Raw genomic sequence first — 19,395 nt, forward strand, 5'->3', positions numbered from 1 at the left:
AGCTTAGCAGTGTCGGTGTATCCATTTGGATTAGATATTACGTTCGAACCTACGTGCGGCCTACTTTAACCTTTTTGCCTTTTATCTTATTATTCACCGACTGCTTGATAATAGAAGCTGCTACATTCCGATCTACGGACACGAACGATTCTTTTTCTTTCACCTCAATCAATCCGACATCTTCTTTAACGACGCCGTCTAAATTTAACAGGTAACCTACAATATCAACTTTGTTTATCTTATCTTTCTTACCACCAGTTACATAAAGGGTAGCAAATGGAGAATTAGGTGGTAAATCATACTCTAGTCCGTCAAGGTCTACTGTAGGCGCATCTGCCGGCACATACGGATAATCTTCTTCGGGTTTTAAAATCACGTAAACCTCGCCACTCGCTTGCATACGAGCAGTACGACCGTTACGATGCGTAAAGGCATCTTCTTTATACGGTAACTGATAATGAATAATCGTTTCCACTTCAGGAATATCTAGTCCGCGCGCGGCCAAATCTGTGGCTATCAGTATCCGGTTGGAGTTGTTACGAAATTTCAGTAGGGCGAGTTCACGATCAGATTGCTCCAAACCACCATGGAAAAGATCATGAATAACTCCTCGGTCTTCTAGAAGCTCACTGACGTGATCAACCGCCTCACGGTGGTTACAAAATATAATAGTCTTCTTCGAACCGTTACGACAAAGGAGTTTAAATAATGCTTTTAGTTTGTTTTGTGGGGGAGCAATGACCTTCTGAATCAACAGTTTGGGTGCAGATGAAGCATCAGCTGAAAAATCTACCGTTACAAATGCGCCAATTCCTGTAAATTCGGGAATATCGCTCATTTTGGTTGCCGAGGTGAGAATGCGATGCCTTAAACCATGTAAGCGTTCGACGATCGAGGTCATCTGACCGACAAAACCGAACTCCAACGATTTATCAAACTCATCAAGAACAAGGGTATGAATTGCACGAGGATCAACGTGATTCCGTTCAAAGTGATACATCACTCTACCTGGAGTACCTATTAGTATGTCTGGTGCTTCGCGCAGTTTATTACGCTCAACTTTGGTATCGTTTCCTCCATAGACACATGTAACTTTTTGTCCCTGATGAACTTTGCGCATTACCTCTTCAATCTGTAGTGCGAGTTCGCGTGTAGGTACTAAAACCAACACCTGAGTCCCCTCGTAGTTCTCAATAATGTGTTTTTCTAATAGAAGCGCGAATGCAAGCGTTTTACCCGTTCCCGTAGGAGAGTGTAAAACGAAGTCCTTTTTATCATCGTATTTCTCGAGAACCGCTTGCTGCATCTCATTGAGTTGAGAAATCTGCAGACGTCGTAAAATTTGCTGTAGCTCCATATGCGCAAAAGTACAACTAATAATTCGAAAAGATTCGGCTTAGTTTACAGGCGGGGAAATATTCGCTGCTTCTGCTTTATATGATAAAGGCTATCCCGCGCTGCGGGATAGCCTTTATCAAATCGTTAATATTGTCCGTATTAAAAGTGGAACTGTACTCCCAGAGATGGTGATAAAGAGTTCGCATCTAAACCAAATTCATTAGAAGAATCGTAGGAATCTTTACCATCGAAATGATTGTAGTACAATCCGCGAACTTTCAATTCTATACCAATTTTCGGTGTTGGGAAAAAGGCAATACCCGGAGCAAGCTCAACACCGTAAGAAGCAAATTTATCAGTACGGTTGGTCGAAGGATCTTCGAATTCCACTTCACCCCATTGCATCGGAACGGATAATTGTGCAAAAAACTTAAACTGACCATCGCCGATATAATTTCTTACGAAAGGAGCTAGATTAAAAGAATTTGATTTGTTCACATCGATTGAATTATCGACTTTACTCCAATTATATCCGACAGCAGTTCCTACAGCCCAATTGTCGCTAACGAAATAGCCGACGGTAGGGTTAATAGAGAAACTTGAAGTTTCAGCCTCACTATCATCTACGTTATTCGTATGAAAGCCGACTTGTCCACCTACAATAAATTTCCCCTGTTCAGTTTGTGCTTGTGATGCCATTGTCAATCCAGCAACGGCTGTCAGAGTTAGTAATAATTTTTTCATTTTGTGTGTTATTTAATTTATTTAATTTGTTTGACTATTTATCTATATGATTCAGTAAGTTCAATACTTGTGCCAACTGATTTATCGATTGTCATCAAATTGTTTAATTGCATAAATGATTGATTAGTATAACTCTTAGTTGAAAAATCATCGGTTAATATTGTCAAGGGGAACTGTCAATTAGGTAATCCCGGTGACAAAATAGCATATAGGTCGGTCCTTATGTCACTAACTAAGGGCCATAGAACAACGAAGGAGCATTAATATTACGCAGCCGATGCCCAAAAAAAACGCCCGGCATAAGAAGCATATGTCGGGCGGGTAAACAAAATTTAATTATTTTATTCGAAATACTCTTTGATACGTTCAAAGAAAGATTTCTCACTTTTGCCGGGTTGCGGCTTAAAATTAGCCGATCCTTTAAGTTTCTCTAATAAAGTACGCTCTTCAGCAGACACCGCCTTTGGCGTCCATACGTTCACGTACACAAGTTGATCTCCTTTATGATAAGAATTTACCTCAGGTACGCCTTTTCCTTTTAAACGTAAAATTTTACCGCCTTGTGTTCCAGCATCGATTTTAATCTTCGCTTTACCATCAATTGTTGGTATTTCCACAGTGGTACCTAATGCAGCATCAGCGAAATTAATATACAAATCATATATAACATTGACACCATCACGCTTTAAGCTCTCGTGTGGAATTTCTTCAACTAAAATAATAAGATCTCCAGGGATTCCGCCTCGCGCAGCGCTATTCCCCTTACCACTCATGGATAGCTGCATGCCTTCACTAACGCCTGCCGGAATATTTATAGAAATTGTCTCTTCCCCGCGGACGAGTCCATCACCATGACAGGTATTACATTTACTGGTGATTTCAACGCCTTCGCCATTACAAGTAGGACAGGTGCTCGACGTCTGCATCTGACCTAGGATCGTATTGGTTACCCGGCGAACAGTCCCCGAACCACCACAAGTCCCACAGGTTTTAGAAGATGATTTATCTTTAGCTCCCGTACCATCACAAGTGTGACAATGGATTTGCTTGTTTACTTTAACTTTCTTTTCAACGCCTTTCGCTACTTCTTCAAGTGTCAATTTTACTTTAATGCGTAGATTCGTTCCGCGTTGTACGCGACGCCCCCCACGTGAGCCGCCTCCGAAGAAGCTATCAAATGGACTTCCTCCACCACCAAAAATATCCCCAAACTGGCTGAAGATGTCGTCCATATTCATACCGCCACTGCCGCCAAAGCCTGAGGCGGAGTTAGCGGAATGGCCAAACTGATCGTAACGTTGACGTTTCTCGGAATTACTCAGAATCTCATATGCCTCTGCTGCTTCCTTGAATTTGTCTTCTGCTTCTTTATCATCGGGGTTTTTATCCGGGTGATATTTTATCGCTAGTTTGCGATATGCCGATTTAATCTCCGATGCCTCTGCAGATCTGGAAATACCTAATATATCGTAATAATCTCTCTTAGCCATCTTTCTATTGCCCTATAACTACCTTAGCGAAACGAACGACTTTATCATTTAAAAAGTATCCCTTCTCAACTACATCTATAATTTTGTTTTTCATTTTATCCGACGGTGCAGGGATTGCCGTAATTGCCTCCTGATATTCTGCATCGAATGGCTGGCCCACTAAATCTTCCATTTCTTTTAAACCCTCTAAAGCCAACGTTTTACGGAATTTTTGATCGACTAGATCAATACCGACTTTTACAGATTCGATATCTGCCGCCGTCTGCATAGCCGCAAGTGCACGATCGAAGTCATCTAACACAGGTAATAGTTTGTGAAGAACATCTTTGCTAGCCGATTGAATAAGTTCAACACGCTCTTTTGCTGTTCTTTTTTTATAATTATCAAATTCGGCAAATAAGCGTGTGTATCTATCCTGCGCAGTTGCCAATTCTAGTTGTAATTTTTCTTCTGGAGACAGTTCTTCCTCCGACTCCTGGTTTTCAGGTGGTTCCTGTTGATTTAGTTCCTCTAAGTTTTCGTCCTGAATATTGTTTTCCTGTTCGTTCATCATATCTATAAATAGCAATAAATTGTATTCGTCAAAAGCGGGTTCAATAATTTTGCCAACATAAGTAAAACCGACACCCTGTCAGTTTGCTTCAAAACAAACGTTCAAAATGTCGGTTTTTTGATTATATGTCAGTATATCTCCTAGATTGTCGCATTATCATACAGCGCGGTATCCGCGGTTTTGATAATGCGTGCAGGCAAATTCTTAATGATTTGGTAATCATGTGTTGCCATTAAAACGGACGTTCCCGCCCCTGCAATATCACGTAGAAGTAATACAATCTCCTCCGAGGTGTCTGGGTCAAGGTTACCCGTAGGTTCATCGGCAAGGATAATTTCGGGATTATTTAGCAAAGCTCGCGCAATAACGACACGCTGCTGCTCCCCACCAGATAATTCGTGCGGCATTTTACGCAATTTCGATCGAAGACCGACCTTCTCCAGCACATCTAACATCCTGTTTTCGATCAACCCTCGTTCCGTCCAGCCTGTCGCTTTTAAGGCAAATTCTAAATTCTTTTCCACGGTGCGATCATTAAGAAGATGGAAATCTTGAAATACAATACCTAATTTTCGTCGCAAAAAGGGGACGTCGTTTTCATGTAACTTACGAAGATCAAAACCTGCAATCATTCCTTCACCGTTGCCTATATATAAATCACCGTATATAATTTTCAATAAGCTACTCTTACCTGTACCAGACTGGCCAATAAGATATATAAACTCACCTTGCTTTATATCCAGATTTACATGAGAAAGCACCAAATGTTTCTGCTGATAAATATCGACGTTTTTTAATTTTATGACTGTATTTTCTACCATAATACGTTATATCTCAATTTTTTTTATCTGCCCAAAAGGCATTTCCTTGACCATATCCATAATCAGCTGCGTTTTATCTGCTAAACCTATCTTCTGTAAGGATTTATCCGGCCGGTCTACACGAAAGTATGCAAGCAATGTAAAAGCCTCATCACGCAATTGCACATAGTCTGGAATCTTAGCGACACCTTTCACTTTTATTACATACATAATAACAAAGTTAAAATTTTTTATCAAACATCGCTCTAGCTACATCGCTAATTCTAATACGTATGCTCCTTTAAGAATGCTAAAGTATCTATATCATCGGCATAATCTGTCAAACTTGGACATTGCGCCTGTCCTAATGGAAACGTCGGAATAAGGGTTTCTATTGCAATTTGGGTAGTTATACATTGAATTTTATCCGACTGAGCATTAAGTTGCTCAGCTAATTCTTGCTGCGAGTCATATTCTTGATAAAAAATGACGGCAAGGGGTGAAGCGTTTCGCTCATCAGATTTGAGCAGTAGAAATCCGTTATCGTAATGTGTCTCTCCGTTAATGAGGTAGATCGATTTATTATAGTCGTAATTATTCGCATATTTAAAATGATTCGAAACCTCTTTGAAAGATTCTATCGCCTCAAAAAAAATATTTATCGGATAATTTTTTGGTATAAATAATTTCGAGACCGAACGGCATCCCAACCCGAAGTAGTCGAAAATATCATTTCCGAGCCCTTGCAACTGTTCGCGCGTCTCGGTGCCGTTTAATATGGCGACAGAGTTCCGATTACGGCGGATGATATGGGGTTTTGATCCAAAATAATAGTCGAAGTAGCGCGAGCTATTATCACTGCCCGTTGCGATGATTAGATCGAAATTAGATAAACGATCCACAATATTTATTTGCTCATAAAATTGAGGTTCAATTTCGATCAACTTGTGAAGGAGGTAAGCAGTTAATCCCGCGTCGTCCGAGGATACTTTTACTTGTGCACGAAATCCGGCTAGTAGAACGCTCAGCACGTCATGGAATCCCACAAGTGGGATATTCCCAGCAAGAATAAGCCCTACCGTCTTCGGATACTGGGAAAAGTCAAAAGGCGCTATCCATTCGCGCAACTTGTATTGAGTTAAGTTTTGTGTAATGGCGACAATTTGTTTTGAGGTATTTTCAACCGTGTACCACCGGTTCAACTGGGACGCCCGTTCCAGCGTAAGGGTCAACTCTGGTTCCGCCTGTGATAAAAATTCGCCTAATGATACAAAGGCCTTTATTCTTTGTTCGACTGTCAAAATGATGTAATTTAGAAATATCAGATGATTTTTTTATACTATTTTTGCGTGTCTTAAGAAATAACTACTAACTTTGTATAGTATTACTTGAAGATCAAGTGCAAAATTAGTTTATTTATTATAATTGTAAGGTTATAAATGGCAATTAAAATTACTGACGAATGTATCAATTGCGGAGCATGTGAACCCGAATGCCCCAACAACGCAATATATGACGCGGGTGTGAGCTGGAAGTTTTCTGAAGGAACCTCGTTGGATGGGATTATTGATTTCGGTGAAGGCGTAACACTAGATGCTAGCGCGTCACAAGATGCGATCTCCGACGAAGTCTATTATATCGTATCGGATAAATGTACAGAATGTGTAGGGTTTCACGACGAGCCGCAGTGTGCTGCAGTATGTCCGGTGGACTGTTGTGTTGAGGACGAGGAGGTTGTTGAGAGTGAAGATGAATTATTAGCGAAGAAAGCTTGGCTTCACGCAGAATAAGCAAAAATATTAAGTCCCGTATAAAAGCACGACCTTTTTTATGGTCGTGTTTTTTTTGATTTTCCTTATAATTGGCCAAAATAGTAAGCAGTTTTTTCGTCTGCGCGATTATAAAGCGCCCAAAAACCAATTTGCATCCGGTCTGAGAGCTTCATTTCCCTCTTACGGCCCTGACTGCAGGGTAATACGAGTTTTAAGGTTAATGATAACCCAATAACTTCATTACTTGCTTGGAATTTTGTTCTTCGCCAAACACTTCATAGTTAAATGTTTCATCACGATTCCTGCGGATCAATACATGTTTTGGTGAGGGGAGTAGACAGTGGTGAATACCACCATAACCGCTCAATACATCTTGGTAGGCGCCTGTATGGAAGAAACCTAAGTATTGTACTTTTCTCGTTTTAGGCATGAATACCGAGTTCATATGTGCCTCTTGATTATAATAATCTTGCCCGTCGCAGGTGATGCCTCCTAAGTTGATACGCTCGTATTCCGAGTCCCAGTTATTTACCGGCAGTAAAATATATTTTTGATTTAAGGCCCAAACATCAGGCAGATTTGTAATAAACGAACCGTCGATCATGAACCATTTTTCGCGATCATTCTGCAACTTGCGGCCTAAAACTTTGTACAAAATACCGGACGCTTCTGCAACGGTATATTTTCCAAATTCGGTAATAATATCCGGTTCCATTACCTCATGATGCGCACAGATCTGTTTGATTCGGTTAATAATTTCGTTAACCATGTATTCGTAATCGAAATCATGTACTAACGAATCTTTAAACGGCATACCACCACCAATATCCAGCGTATCGAGGTCGGGATTGATCTTTTTGAACTTACAATATAGCGTGACGTATTTTTCTAGCTCATTCCAATAATATGGTGTGTCCGATATTCCTGAGTTGATGAAGAAATGAAGCAGTGTAACCTTGAAATTCGGGTTACCGACGATTTTGTTATTATAAAAATCGATAACCTCTTCCATTCGTATACCTAGACGCGAAGTGTAGAACTGCGAATCAGGTTGCTCCTCGGCGGCAACACGCATCCCTAGTGCACAAGGCTCGTCAAGTTCAATTTCATCGTCATAGAGATTGAATTCTTCTTTGTTATCCAGCACAGGGATAATATTGGTATACCCATCATGGATCATATCAATAATATACTGTTTATATTGGTAGGTCTTAAAGCCATTACAGATAACCGTAATATCTTTGGTCACCGTTCCAGCACGTTCGAGCGAATCGATCATTGGCATATCAAAAGCTGACGAAGTTTCTAAATGGATATCATTTTTTAAGGCTTCTTCAACAATATGCTTAAAATGCGAGGACTTCGTACAATAACAGTACTTGTATGAACCTCGATAATCGTATTTTAATATCGCCGTTTGAAACAAAATCTTGGCTTGCTGAATTTTTTTGCTAACGATAGGTAAATAGGTAAAACGCAATGGCGTGCCATACGTCTCTATCATCTCCATTAAGTTTAAATCATGGAAATACAATTCGTCGTCAATAATTTCGAATCCGTCTTGCGGAAAACCAACACTTAAGTCTAGAAATTCCTGATAGGTCTGCATTTTTTGTTATTTTTGGCAAAGTTATACTTTAGGGATGAATACCGTACTATCTACGGTGATAATTTTTCAACTCATACCCAGTAAGTTATAAAAATTACGAAATAATTACATGGCTCAATCTATTCAAAATACGCTTATCGCGCAAACCGTTAAGGCGGTTCAAGAACTTTATCAGGCGGAATTACCCCCCGACCAAGTCTCTTTACAAGAAACTCGTAAAGAGTTCGACGGGCATATTACCATTGTCGTTTTTCCGGTAACTCGATTTTCTAAGCGCTCACCGGAACAGACGGCCAAAGCAATCGGCGAATGGTTGCAACAAAAAGTAGGACAGATCGCCGGATTTAACGTCATAAAAGGATTTCTAAATATCAGCTTATCGGACAACTATTGGATAAGTTTACTTAATGAAGAGCTCCTCGCACCTTCCTTTGGACAATTTCCGGCAAACGGTAAGAAATTGATGGTTGAGTATAGCTCACCGAACACCAATAAACCATTACACCTTGGACATATCCGAAACAATCTGTTAGGATATTCGGTAGCCGAGATTTTAAAAACATACGGCTACCAGGTTATAAAAGCGAACCTGGTGAACGATCGTGGTATCCATATTTGTAAATCGATGCTCGCCTGGCAAATTTTTGGAAACGGTGAGACACCCGCGTCATCCGGATTAAAGGGGGACCACCTGGTGGGTAAATACTATGTTATATTTGATAAAGAGTATAAAAAACAGATAACAGAACTTATATCGCAAGGTTTATCCGAGCAGGACGCGAAAAAGGAAGCTCCTTTTATCAAACAAGCGCAAGCCATGCTGCAAAAATGGGAGGCTGCCGACCCCGAAGTAATTGCTCTTTGGGAAGAAATGAATAGCTGGGTTTACGCAGGTTTCGACAAGACCTATAAGCAACTAGGCGTCGATTTTGATAAGTTCTATTATGAGTCCAATACGTACTTATTGGGTAAAGATATCATTCAGGAAGGTTTAGAAAAAGGGGTGTTCTTTAAAAAAGAAGACAACTCCGTTTGGATTGATTTGACAGACGAAGGACTGGATGAAAAACTCGTTCTGCGTGGCGACGGTACATCGGTATATATTACCCAAGATTTAGGAACTGCGCAATTGAAGCACGATGACTTTAAAATGGACGAGTCGATTTATGTCGTTGGAAACGAGCAAGACTATCATTTTAAAGTACTCTTTTTAATATTAAAGAAATTGGGTAAGCAGTGGGCAGATGGCTTATCTCATCTGTCCTACGGAATGGTCGATCTACCTTCGGGTAAAATGAAATCGCGCGAAGGTACGGTCGTGGATGCCGATGATCTTATGAACGAAATGATGGAGACGGCGAAAACACGTACCGAAGATCTTGGAAAAACCGAAGGGTTGACTGAAGAAGAAAAAGCTATTTTATACCGCACCATTGGGATGGGGGCGCTAAAATACTTCTTACTAAAAGTAGATCCAAAAAAACGGTTATTATTCGATCCAATCGAGTCGGTAGATTTCCAAGGTAACACCGGTCCGTTTATCCAGTATACCCATGCCCGCATAAAATCTATTTTGCGAAAAGCCGATTACAATAAAGATCTTCCTTTAAGCAATCCCGATAAACTATCTGTATACGAGCAAGAGCTTATTCAAGTATTAGGAAACTATCCGATGGTACTCGAAGCCGCTGCAAACGAATTTTCGCCCGCACAGCTAGCAAACTATGCCTACGAATTAGCGAAAGTGTACAATAAATTCTATCACGAAGAATCGATACTTAAAGCGGAAGATATCCTCATAAAAAACTTTCGTTTACATTTATCGGCAGTAGCTTCGCGAATAATTTCCGAGAGCATGCGTTTATTGGGTATTACCGTACCTGAAAGAATGTAAAAACAAGGATAGCGCGCACGATTACGTATTAATAATACGACGTTCGCTCCAAGTGTCTTCGTGTAAGTAAAAAATGGCGAGGACACTTTTTATTACGGAATATGCGGAAAGAGAACGGCACATTTCAATGTTATTATAAACAAAATAAAAATAAATTAGGAAATAGCGAAACGGCAGGCGCTTTCCTCGCAACCACGGCGAAGCCGCCCAATGCGTATCCTGCTTTATCTTATGAAAGTATATAAAATTGGACTTATTGGGTTTTCTATTGGCGGGCAAGTGTTTCACGCGCCTTTTATCGCCGGAAACCCGGCGTTAGAATTGTATAAAGTCACGGCACGCAAACAAGAACAAAAAGATTTACTTGCACGACGTTTTCCACAGGCCATTGCCGTTGAATCTGCTGACGACATAATAAATGATCCGGAGGTAAACATCGTAGTGGTTGCTACGTCCAACGATGTGCACTACTCATTAACCAAACAGGCGATTTTGGCTAATAAGCATGTAGTAGTTGAAAAACCCTTTACCAACACGACGCGCGAAGCCGACGAATTAATAGCGCTCGCCGAGCGGCACGGTGTATTGCTAACTGTACACCATAACGCGCGATTCCATTCCGATTTTAAAACGGTTCGTAACGTGATTGAAACTCGGGGAATATATCCAGTTGTAAATTACGAGGCGCGGTATGACCGTTTCCGTAATTTCTTACGCGAGGGCGCTTGGCGCGAACAAGCAGGTCCTGGTTCAGGTATACATTTTGATCTTGGCGCCCACTTAATTGACCAGGCTTTACAGCTGTTTGGATGTCCGGAATGGGTTTTTGCCGATTTGAGAACACAACGGGAGGACGCTCAAGCGATCGACGACTTTGAATTGATTTTAAGTTATCCTAAATTAAAAGTTTCCCTAAAAGGACAAATGCTCGCAAAAGAAGCAACCAATCGTTACGCATTATACGGGTGGAATGGCTCTTTCGTGAAACCGGGAATAGATCCGCAAGAAGAACAGCTGCGTGCCGGTGTATTACCACACGAAGTTAAGGATTGGGGACAAGAATATGAAAGCACGTTCGGTCGATTATCTGTAATCGAAGATGGGGCTGACAAACAGAAACGTATCACGAGCGAGAGGGGGTCAGGACAAGATTTTTACAATAACTTGGTAGATACCCTCCAGGGAAATTCATCGCTCTTGATCACCGCTTCCCAGGCGCGGGACGTAATTCGAATATTGGAGGCGAGTGAGCAGTCCTGGCGTGAACAACGTGCAATAAAAATCAAAGGCGAGCTAATCGCGTATTAATGGAGTACGACGCTATAATTATTGGAGGCGGAGCATGCGGACTGATGTGTGCAGCGCAAGCAGGTTTAGTGGGAAAGAAAACGTTATTGCTTGAGAAAAATGACAAATTAGGTGCTAAAATATTGATATCCGGGGGCGGGCGGTGCAATTATACGAATCTGCACACTTCGATAGAAAATTTTGTCACCCACAATCCGCAATTTTTGCATTCCGCATTTTCGGCATGGTCCGTCCAAGATACAATTGATTTCTTCGCAACATATGGTGCGATTCATGGTGAAGAAAAAACACTTGGACAACTTTTTCCTGCTTCCAATAAAGCGAAAGATATCGTGGCTGTTTTCACCAAACTGATGTATCAGACTAGCCAAGACGTATGGTTAAATACGGACGTAAAATCGGTACAAAAGTCTGCAAGTGGCTACCTTGTTTCTGTGGAAAAAGGAGGGGAGCGCCAGCAGCTCACAAGCCAGAGTGTGGTCATCGCCTCAGGAGGGCTGCCTGTGGCGAAGCTTGGCGCATCCGATTTCGCCCTTCGCATCGCGCGTAAATTTGATTTATCAGTTATAGAGACAGCACCTGCACTCGTGCCGCTAACCATTACAGGCAAAGATGCTGCATGGTATGCAGCCCTAGCCGGCAACACCATCTATTGCAAAGTGTATAATGATAAAATATCCTTCACGGAAAATATTTTATTTACTCATTGGGGCTTAAGCGGACCCGCTATTTTACAAATATCATCGTATTGGAGTCCTGGTGAAACTTTTACAATCGATCTTTTACCCGATGCGTCGATGGACAGTATAATCAAAGTTGAGCGCAATCAAGGAGGGAAGCGCACCGTGGGGCAACTTTTACAGACTTTTTTCACACGAAAGATGACGGACGCCTTCGCAAAATACCTACCCGTGGACGTCAAAATTGCTTCATTAGGAAAGAACGACGCAAGACTTATTTGTGATACAATTCATAAGTTCAAAGTAAAACCGGCGGGCGACAAAGGCTACGACAAAGCCGAGGTTATGCGTGGAGGGATAAGTACAACCGAGCTGCAGCCCAAGACGTTGGAATCGAAAAAACATGCAGGATTATATTTTGGGGGTGAAGCCGTGGACGTAACTGGTTGGCTTGGTGGTTATAATTTCCAATGGGCGTGGGCATCGGCCTATTTAATAGCACAGTCGATTCCCCGCGAAGATAGGCAAGGGACGTGCTACACCGGATAATTTTGCTCACGGACTCCATTTTTTAAAAATAATCCATATCTTTCGAAAGTGAAATACCAGAGTAGATAATTTCGAAATAGTATGATATGCTATCTCGAATTTTCGGGTTCGTTTGCGAAATAATTCTAATATTAACCGAGCAAAAGCGGAGACGGTAATATGTTGAAAAGCTCCAGCTACACCTTGTTGTGAATTGAAGTTATATATCGAATAGTTCTATGAAAAAAAAGAAGCTAGCATTACATTGGAAAATAATTTTAGGGATTGTATTGGGTATCCTCCTAGGGATTGCGCTGATACAATTTGATTGGGGTAAACAGCTAGTTGTGGACTGGATCAAGCCCTTTGGGACGATCTTTGTGAACATGCTCAAGCTAATAGCTATTCCCTTGATCATCGTGTCTTTAGTTAAAGGGGTGGCGGATTTGAAAGATATTAGCCAGCTTTCCAAAATGGGATTGAGAACCTTTATGCTCTATATCGTCACCACCGTACTAGCGATTTCCACCGGTTTAGTGCTTGTTAATATTATCAAACCAGGTACATTCATCTCCGAAGATACACGCGTGGAAATGCTCGGTTCTTTCGGCGGCGACGTTGAGAACAGATTGAGTGACGCTCAGCAGACAGTAACGCAATCTGGGCCATTACAACCACTCGTCGACGTCGTTCCAGAAAATATATTTGGTGCTGCGAGTTCTAATGCAAATATGCTTCAAGTCATATTTTTTGCCATACTCGTTGGCGTAGGTTTAGTCATGCTCCCGGAAGAAAAAAGTGCACCAATTATCAAGCTATTTGATTCGGGTAACGAACTCATGTTAAAGATCGTCGATATAATTATGATGATTGCCCCCTATGGTGTTTTTGCTCTTATGACAAGCTTAATAGCCGAATCTCCTTCCGCCGACATCTTCGTCGCCTTAGGGGCTTACGGAATGACCGTGCTACTAGGACTTATCGTAATGACCTACGGAATGTACGGTTTACTGCTTAAATTCTTCGGTGGTATTAACCCTTTCGATTTTCAAAAGAAGATGGCTCCAGCACAGCTTGTTGCCTTTTCAACGAGCTCGAGCGCAGCAACGCTGCCTGTAACAATGGAGCGCGTTGAAGAACATATCGGGGTCGATAAAGAAGTTAGTAGCTTTGTGCTTCCAATCGGCGCTACCATGAATATGGATGGCACGAGTGTGTACCAGGGAATTGCTGCTGTTTTTATTGCGCAGGTTTTCGGACAGGACTTAACATTAACCCAACAACTTACTATATTATTAACAGCGACGCTCGCTTCCATAGGTACGGCAGCAGTACCGGGTGCAGGTCTACTAATGCTCGTTATTGTATTAGAATCGATTGGTGTGAACCCCGCGGGTATAGCACTTATTCTAGCGGTTGATCGGCCATTGGATATGTGTAGAACGGTAACGAACGTAACAGGAGACGCTACCGTAGCGGTAATTATAAATAAATTGACTGGACGACGATTGAAACCGACGGCAACGGATGATTGATCATAGCAATATTGCTATTAAAATTTCATACTTTTGCTAACGAAGCAAACCTGTTCTATCGCTGTTCCTTCGGGAAGAGAGGAAAGTCCGGGCAACATAGAGCGACACGCTTCCTAACGGGAAGGCGTCCTACACGTTGGATGACAGAAAGTGCCACAGAAAATATACCGTCCGCCTTTTGGGCAGATAAGGGTGAAAACGTGAGGTAAGAGCTCACGGTATTGCATGGTGACATGTATTACGGTAAACCTCGTGTGTTGAAAGATCAAATAGGTTGCGAAATCAGAAGGCTGCTCGCCTTCTACTACTTCTCTAGTAGTATTCGCGATGGGTAGATTGATTGAGCTTGCGTGTGAATGCAAGCCTAGATAAATGATAGAAATCCCTCAAGGGATACAGAACCCGGCTTATAAGGTTTGCTTCTTTTTTCAATTTGATTTAATAATGACTATTTTGTTGGCTTAACACGAAGTTAAAATATATATGACTACAATCTTAATAATTGACGACGAACGTCCGATTAGAAGTTCACTTCGAGATATCTTGGAATACGAAGATTATAAAGTATTTGATGCGGATAACGGACCACAGGGATTGGACATCTTAAAAAAGGAAAAAGTAGATCTTGTGCTTTGTGACATCAAAATGAATAAGATGGACGGAATGGAAGTTCTTACTGCCGCGCAAGAGATTTCCGAAACACCGTTTATTATGATATCTGGTCATGGCACAATTGAAACTGCTGTCGAAGCAGCACGTCGAGGTGCCTACGATTTCTTAGAAAAACCACTCGATCTAAATAGGCTATTAATTACAGTGCGCAATGCGCTTGAAAAAGGAGTTCTTGTAAAAGAAACGAAGGTTCTAAAGAAGAAAGTACTCGGAACAAAAGAGATTCTAGGTGAATCAACCGGGATTTCATTAATCAAGGAGACTATTGACCGCGTTGCCCCAACAGAAGCACGCGTTTTAATAACAGGTGAAAACGGATCCGGCAAAGAGCTTGTTGCGCGCTGGCTACATGAAAAATCAAATCGTTCCTCGGCAGCACTTGTCGAAGTAAATTGTGCGGCGATCCCATCTGAGCTTATCGAATCTGAATTGTTTGGACACGAGAAAGGATCGTTTACCTCGGCCGTCAAGCAGCGGATCGGTAAATTCGAACAGGCTAATGGTGGCACGTTGTTTCTGGATGAAATTGGCGACATGAGTCTCTCAGCGCAAGCAAAAGTATTGCGCGCTCTACAAGAAAATAAAATAACCCGCGTTGGTGGAGAAAAGGAAATTGATGTAAATGTCCGCGTAATTGCTGCGACGAACAAAGATTTACTACAAGAGATTGAAAATGGGAACTTCCGTATGGACCTTTTTCATCGACTTAGTGTTATCCTTATTCACGTACCTTCGCTGAGCGAGCGAGCAGAGGATATCCCAATCATTGCCAGCAATTTCTGTGAGGAAATTTGCGGTGATTACAATATCCCTACAAAAGTAATTACAGAACCGGCAATGAAAGCGCTTCAGGCACTTCAGTGGACCGGGAATATACGTGAACTTCGGAACATGATCGAACGGGTCGTTATTCTGAGTGATAACAAGATTACAGAAAAAGAGGTTGCGCTATACGCCAACCCAACAGGTCCAAGCAGCGCACACTCAGAATCAAAAAATGGAAATGTATTCGATTTTGAGAAATTCGAATCCTTTCAGGACTTTAAAGATAACGCTGAAAAAGAATACATTAATTTCAAATTGGATAAAAATGGTTGGAATGTCTCTAAAACGGCTGACGATATTGGAATCCAACGTAGCCACCTGTATCATAAAATTGAGAAGTTCGGTTTGAAACGTACTGAATAACCGGCAAAACAGTCCGTAGAGATGAAAGATGGACAATCTACATAAAGTGGATTGTCCATTTCTTAAAATTATTTATCGGGTTGTATAACCGCCGTTAGCAAAAATGGTTTGTCCTGTTATCCACCAACCATCAGTAACTAAAAACTCTACCAATGGAGCAATGTCTTTAATATCAGTTAAGCCTCCCAAATCGGAAGCCGATTTGTGGTAAGCTACAGCATCATCACTTTCCTGTCCGTAGAAGAAAGGTGTATCCATTGGTCCGGGAGCAACTGCAGTTACAGAAATCCCTCGTGAACCAAACTCTTTGGAAGCTGCTCTAGTAAAATGTTCTACAGGAGCTTTTGCTCCTGCATACGTAGAATAATGCCCGGTAAATGCCGCCAACAATGAGGTGACAATGGTGTTGATTTTACCGTTATCATTTATTTTTTTACCTGCTTCCTGAATAAAGAAATAGGCAACTTTGGAATTGATATTGCTCATACTGTCATATTCTTCTTCAGTGGTATCAGCAAAAGGCTTTTTTAGCACTTTCCCGACCGTATTAATTGCGATATCAATGCCCCCGAATTTTTCGATTGTCGCATCAAAAAGTTTGGTGATGTTTTTTACATCTGTCAAATCTGCTTGATATAAAAATCCTTCTCCGCCTGCGTTTGTAATATGAGCCAAAGTCTTTTCGGCATCTGCTTTTGTGCTATGACTATTATAATGAATAGCAACTTTTGCTCCTTTGGCGGAAAAGTCACGACTCAATAAGCCACCTAAATTTTTTGCACCGCCTGCAATTAAAACTACTTTTCCTTTTAAATCGTTTCTCGCCATTTTATTTGATGTTAAATGATTTATAATTAATACTGTAAAGGTAGATAGATTATGAGTTTATTTCGTGGTGAACTTTTCGGGTTTTTATTTTATGTTTCCCTTTCTGAATTGTCCGGGTGTTTGCCCTATGAATTTCTTAAAAAACTTTGAAAAATTAGAGGGATCGTAAGTCAGTATGTTTGCAATTTCTGCTATAGATTTATCGGTTTCGCAAAGCATTCTTTTAGCTTCATCGAGTATTTTAAGGTCATAAAAATGACAAGGGTGATGTCCCGTTTCTTTCTGGACGGTATCGGTCAAATGTTTGTGCGATATATATAACTCATTGGCAATTTTGTTGATTTCCATAAAATCGCCTATTTTCCCTGATATGACATCAGCGATATGATCATCCAGAAACTGAAAGTAATTATCGGTAATTTCGGTACTCCGTTTTAATATCTCTTGTTCGGTTTGTTTCATTTACTATAAATCAAAATATTTTACAAAGATGTAGTTATCCGAATAACTATTTATGGTGAACTTTTCGGTTTTATTCTTTCAGAATGTACTTCTGTCACATTGTTAAAAACATTTTGAGTGCTGGCCGTTCGAGCAAGATTTAGCGCTTAAACGTTGATACCAAAATAACTTTGCTACAGAACCGTCTATCTTTTTAATCCCAAAATTCTTTTCGTTGTGTACAATAATCGCTTTTAAGTACCGATATGCTGAGCGCGTATTTTGAGTGTTACCATAGCCGATAGCGATACAGATTTAATATCCGGACCCTCGGCTCTAAACTTACTAATCGTTAAACTTCCTTTTTTGTTTCCGGTATAGTACAATAACCACCACTACCATCACTATCACACCAATAACGATAACACCCAGAGAAGAACTATTTGAGGAAGTCGCAACCGAATCAATTTGCGCGGCCTGAAGGGGAAATGAAAAATAGCTGAAAAAAAATAATAGTCCGGTCTTTCTCATGATTTTACCTCGATTTATATAAAATGAATTTAAGATATACTTTACTTAAAACCAAGTAGTGTAGATAAACAAATAGTTATTTTAACATGAATAAATCGTGAACTCGAGCTATGATTGCTAATAAAGTTATCGAAATACAATTAACATATTATGAGGGAACGCTAGTATATGTTGCTCGCTTGTTTTTTAGCTAATTAACTCACGTGCTTCCCGCAAAATCTGTTCAGTTTTCAATTTATCTACCTGGAGTTTATCCAGAAATTTGGAATCCTCAAGCAAATCGGACACAAGGATACAATCATTTTCCAATAAAGTTGCTTTGTCCTTATCGGTGAGCCTTGTTAAACAGGTTACCGGATAGAGCCCCTTATTGTCGACGCGCAACTTAATACTATTATCTGCGGGGTAATCCCAGGAAAGCAGGTTAATATTATAATATTTACCAAAATCCTTTGAATCACTCGTTAAATAAGCGTTGGTAACTAGCCAACCATCAGTAAAGTTATACTCGCGACCAAAAAAAGTAATTTTACGGTTGGAGATATCTTTTACGCGCGACATGAAGTACATCGGCGTTGTGACCGATATTTTCGCGTCCACATCGTTTCTAAACTTACATTCAATAGCGAGGAGATTATTTTCCTTAGCAGCTACAACGTCGATTTCATGGGTTACAGCATGGCCTTGCACCGTTTGACCTGTTACCGTTTCGTAGCCATCGGAGGCAAATAATTTCCCTATCCAGCGTTCGAAATGAAAACCTTCCGGACCTAGCTCGCGCAATGCTTTCTTCAACGAATAACGGGCTGCGTAGGAATCCTTATGGGATTTTAGACTATCGAACGCTAATTGATAAAGTTCTTTCGTACTGATGCCATCATACAATTGATCTTGAATGGATGCGTACACTTTCTCAACTTGCTCCTGCGTTGCACCGGAACGCAATAATGAATGTTGAAGACTCTTAGCGTTAAATGGGACGAGTTCACCAGAATATTTTTTTACATTGATCATATATTTCAAATTAGAACTATCTTAATATCAAAAAAAATATCGACAATCCCATGCAATATTTAAAACATTCTCTTGTATCTACTTGTTGTATACTAAAAGAACAATCATGGCAATTATAGATAAGGCAGTCGAAAAAATAAAAGATAGAATCGATCAGGCATGTGATAATGGAAGGGTACCAGAATCGGAACGTTTATTATCAGTTATTGCTGGAGGATTTATCGTTGCATATAGCGTTAGGTCCGTTGTAAAAAGCCCACTTACCGCGCTCTCTGGCTTGACCCTTGGCGGCGCGTTACTAGTACGAGGGGTAACGGGAAAATGTGCTATCAAAGGCGCTATATCAGCCCAAGAAGAGGAGTTAACGCACACTGTAGTTGAGCACCGCTATTTCGTTAAATAACAAATTATTATTGAACAAAATTTTTGATCTTAAGGGCATCCCTAAAAATTGATTTTTGCTTACATTT

18 protein-coding genes and 1 other RNA gene are annotated in these 19,395 nt (G+C 40.7%); 8 read left to right on the top strand and 11 right to left on the bottom strand.

What is annotated here, in order from left to right:
* Positions 1–49: 49 nt before the first annotated feature.
* The 7 genes from FM107_RS08140 to FM107_RS08170 form a co-directional block, all read right to left on the bottom strand.
* A complete protein-coding gene (locus FM107_RS08140; protein WP_086948024.1) occupies positions 50–1,357 on the bottom strand; it encodes a DEAD/DEAH box helicase in 1,308 nt (435 codons plus the stop codon).
* Positions 1,358–1,497: 140 nt separating this feature from the next.
* Entirely contained in the window at positions 1,498–2,082 is a 585-nt protein-coding gene (locus tag FM107_RS08145) for an outer membrane beta-barrel protein (protein WP_086948025.1), read from the bottom strand.
* 341 nt (positions 2,083–2,423) lie between these two features.
* On the bottom strand, positions 2,424–3,572 hold the full coding sequence (gene dnaJ / locus FM107_RS08150; protein WP_086948026.1) for a molecular chaperone DnaJ: 1,149 nt from the start codon (positions 3,570–3,572) through the stop codon (positions 2,424–2,426).
* 4 nt (positions 3,573–3,576) lie between these two features.
* A complete protein-coding gene (locus FM107_RS08155) occupies positions 3,577–4,125 on the bottom strand; it encodes a nucleotide exchange factor GrpE (RefSeq protein WP_306298640.1) in 549 nt (182 codons plus the stop codon).
* 140 nt (positions 4,126–4,265) lie between these two features.
* Positions 4,266–4,946 (bottom strand): cell division ATP-binding protein FtsE, encoded by a 681-nt coding sequence (locus tag FM107_RS08160; protein ID WP_086948027.1) that lies wholly within the window; start codon positions 4,944–4,946, stop codon positions 4,266–4,268.
* A gap of 6 nt (positions 4,947–4,952) precedes the next feature.
* The gene (locus FM107_RS08165; RefSeq protein ID WP_086948028.1) at positions 4,953–5,156 is read right to left on the bottom strand and encodes a fructose-6-phosphate aldolase; all 204 of its coding nucleotides are present in this window, start codon (positions 5,154–5,156) and stop codon (positions 4,953–4,955) included.
* Between the two features lie 53 nt (positions 5,157–5,209).
* The gene (locus FM107_RS08170; RefSeq protein ID WP_086948029.1) at positions 5,210–6,226 is read right to left on the bottom strand and encodes an acyl-CoA reductase; all 1,017 of its coding nucleotides are present in this window, start codon (positions 6,224–6,226) and stop codon (positions 5,210–5,212) included.
* A gap of 138 nt (positions 6,227–6,364) precedes the next feature.
* Between FM107_RS08170 and FM107_RS08175 the strand changes: the two genes are divergently transcribed.
* On the top strand, positions 6,365–6,715 hold the full coding sequence (locus FM107_RS08175) for a 4Fe-4S dicluster domain-containing protein (RefSeq protein WP_086948030.1): 351 nt from the start codon (positions 6,365–6,367) through the stop codon (positions 6,713–6,715).
* A 199-nt stretch (positions 6,716–6,914) separates the two neighbouring features.
* Here FM107_RS08175 and FM107_RS08180 read toward each other — a convergent pair whose 3' ends face one another.
* Positions 6,915–8,306 (bottom strand): arginine decarboxylase, encoded by a 1,392-nt coding sequence (locus tag FM107_RS08180; protein ID WP_086948031.1) that lies wholly within the window; start codon positions 8,304–8,306, stop codon positions 6,915–6,917.
* A gap of 109 nt (positions 8,307–8,415) precedes the next feature.
* Here FM107_RS08180 and argS point away from each other — a divergent pair, with 109 nt between their 5' ends.
* From argS to FM107_RS08210, 6 genes are all read left to right on the top strand, one after another.
* Entirely contained in the window at positions 8,416–10,200 is a 1,785-nt protein-coding gene (argS, locus tag FM107_RS08185) for an arginine--tRNA ligase (RefSeq protein ID WP_086948032.1), read from the top strand.
* Positions 10,201–10,431: 231 nt separating this feature from the next.
* Positions 10,432–11,508 (top strand): Gfo/Idh/MocA family oxidoreductase, encoded by a 1,077-nt coding sequence (locus tag FM107_RS08190; RefSeq protein ID WP_086948033.1) that lies wholly within the window; start codon positions 10,432–10,434, stop codon positions 11,506–11,508.
* Entirely contained in the window at positions 11,508–12,737 is a 1,230-nt protein-coding gene (locus tag FM107_RS08195; RefSeq protein WP_086948034.1) for an aminoacetone oxidase family FAD-binding enzyme, read from the top strand. Before FM107_RS08190 ends, FM107_RS08195 begins: the two co-directional genes overlap by 1 nt.
* A 218-nt stretch (positions 12,738–12,955) precedes the next feature.
* The gene (locus FM107_RS08200; protein ID WP_086948035.1) at positions 12,956–14,251 is read left to right on the top strand and encodes a dicarboxylate/amino acid:cation symporter; all 1,296 of its coding nucleotides are present in this window, start codon (positions 12,956–12,958) and stop codon (positions 14,249–14,251) included.
* Positions 14,252–14,293: 42 nt separating this feature from the next.
* An RNA gene (gene rnpB / locus FM107_RS08205) (RNase P RNA component class A) lies at positions 14,294–14,677 on the top strand.
* A gap of 57 nt (positions 14,678–14,734) precedes the next feature.
* Positions 14,735–16,111, top strand: coding sequence for a sigma-54 dependent transcriptional regulator (locus FM107_RS08210; RefSeq protein ID WP_086948036.1), 1,377 nt, complete (start codon positions 14,735–14,737; stop codon positions 16,109–16,111).
* A 72-nt stretch (positions 16,112–16,183) separates the two neighbouring features.
* On the opposite strand, the gene FM107_RS08215 is transcribed toward FM107_RS08210, so the two are convergent.
* The 3 genes from FM107_RS08215 to FM107_RS08230 all read right to left on the bottom strand — a co-directional run bounded on the left by FM107_RS08215 (position 16,184) and on the right by FM107_RS08230 (position 18,925).
* Positions 16,184–16,939, bottom strand: a complete 756-nt coding sequence (locus FM107_RS08215) for an SDR family oxidoreductase (RefSeq protein WP_086948037.1) — start codon at positions 16,937–16,939, stop codon at positions 16,184–16,186.
* Positions 16,940–17,023: 84 nt separating this feature from the next.
* Positions 17,024–17,401 (bottom strand): AraC family transcriptional regulator, encoded by a 378-nt coding sequence (locus tag FM107_RS08220; protein ID WP_086948038.1) that lies wholly within the window; start codon positions 17,399–17,401, stop codon positions 17,024–17,026.
* A gap of 696 nt (positions 17,402–18,097) precedes the next feature.
* Positions 18,098–18,925, bottom strand: a complete 828-nt coding sequence (locus tag FM107_RS08230; RefSeq protein WP_218778939.1) for an ATP cone domain-containing protein — start codon at positions 18,923–18,925, stop codon at positions 18,098–18,100.
* Between the two features lie 106 nt (positions 18,926–19,031).
* Between FM107_RS08230 and FM107_RS08235 the strand changes: the two genes are divergently transcribed.
* Positions 19,032–19,328 (top strand): DUF2892 domain-containing protein, encoded by a 297-nt coding sequence (locus FM107_RS08235; protein ID WP_256959423.1) that lies wholly within the window; start codon positions 19,032–19,034, stop codon positions 19,326–19,328.
* The last annotated feature ends 67 nt before the right edge of the window (positions 19,329–19,395 follow it).

The sequence above is a fragment of the Sphingobacterium sp. JB170 genome (genome assembly GCF_900163865.1).
GTDB lineage: Bacteria > Bacteroidota > Bacteroidia > Sphingobacteriales > Sphingobacteriaceae > Sphingobacterium.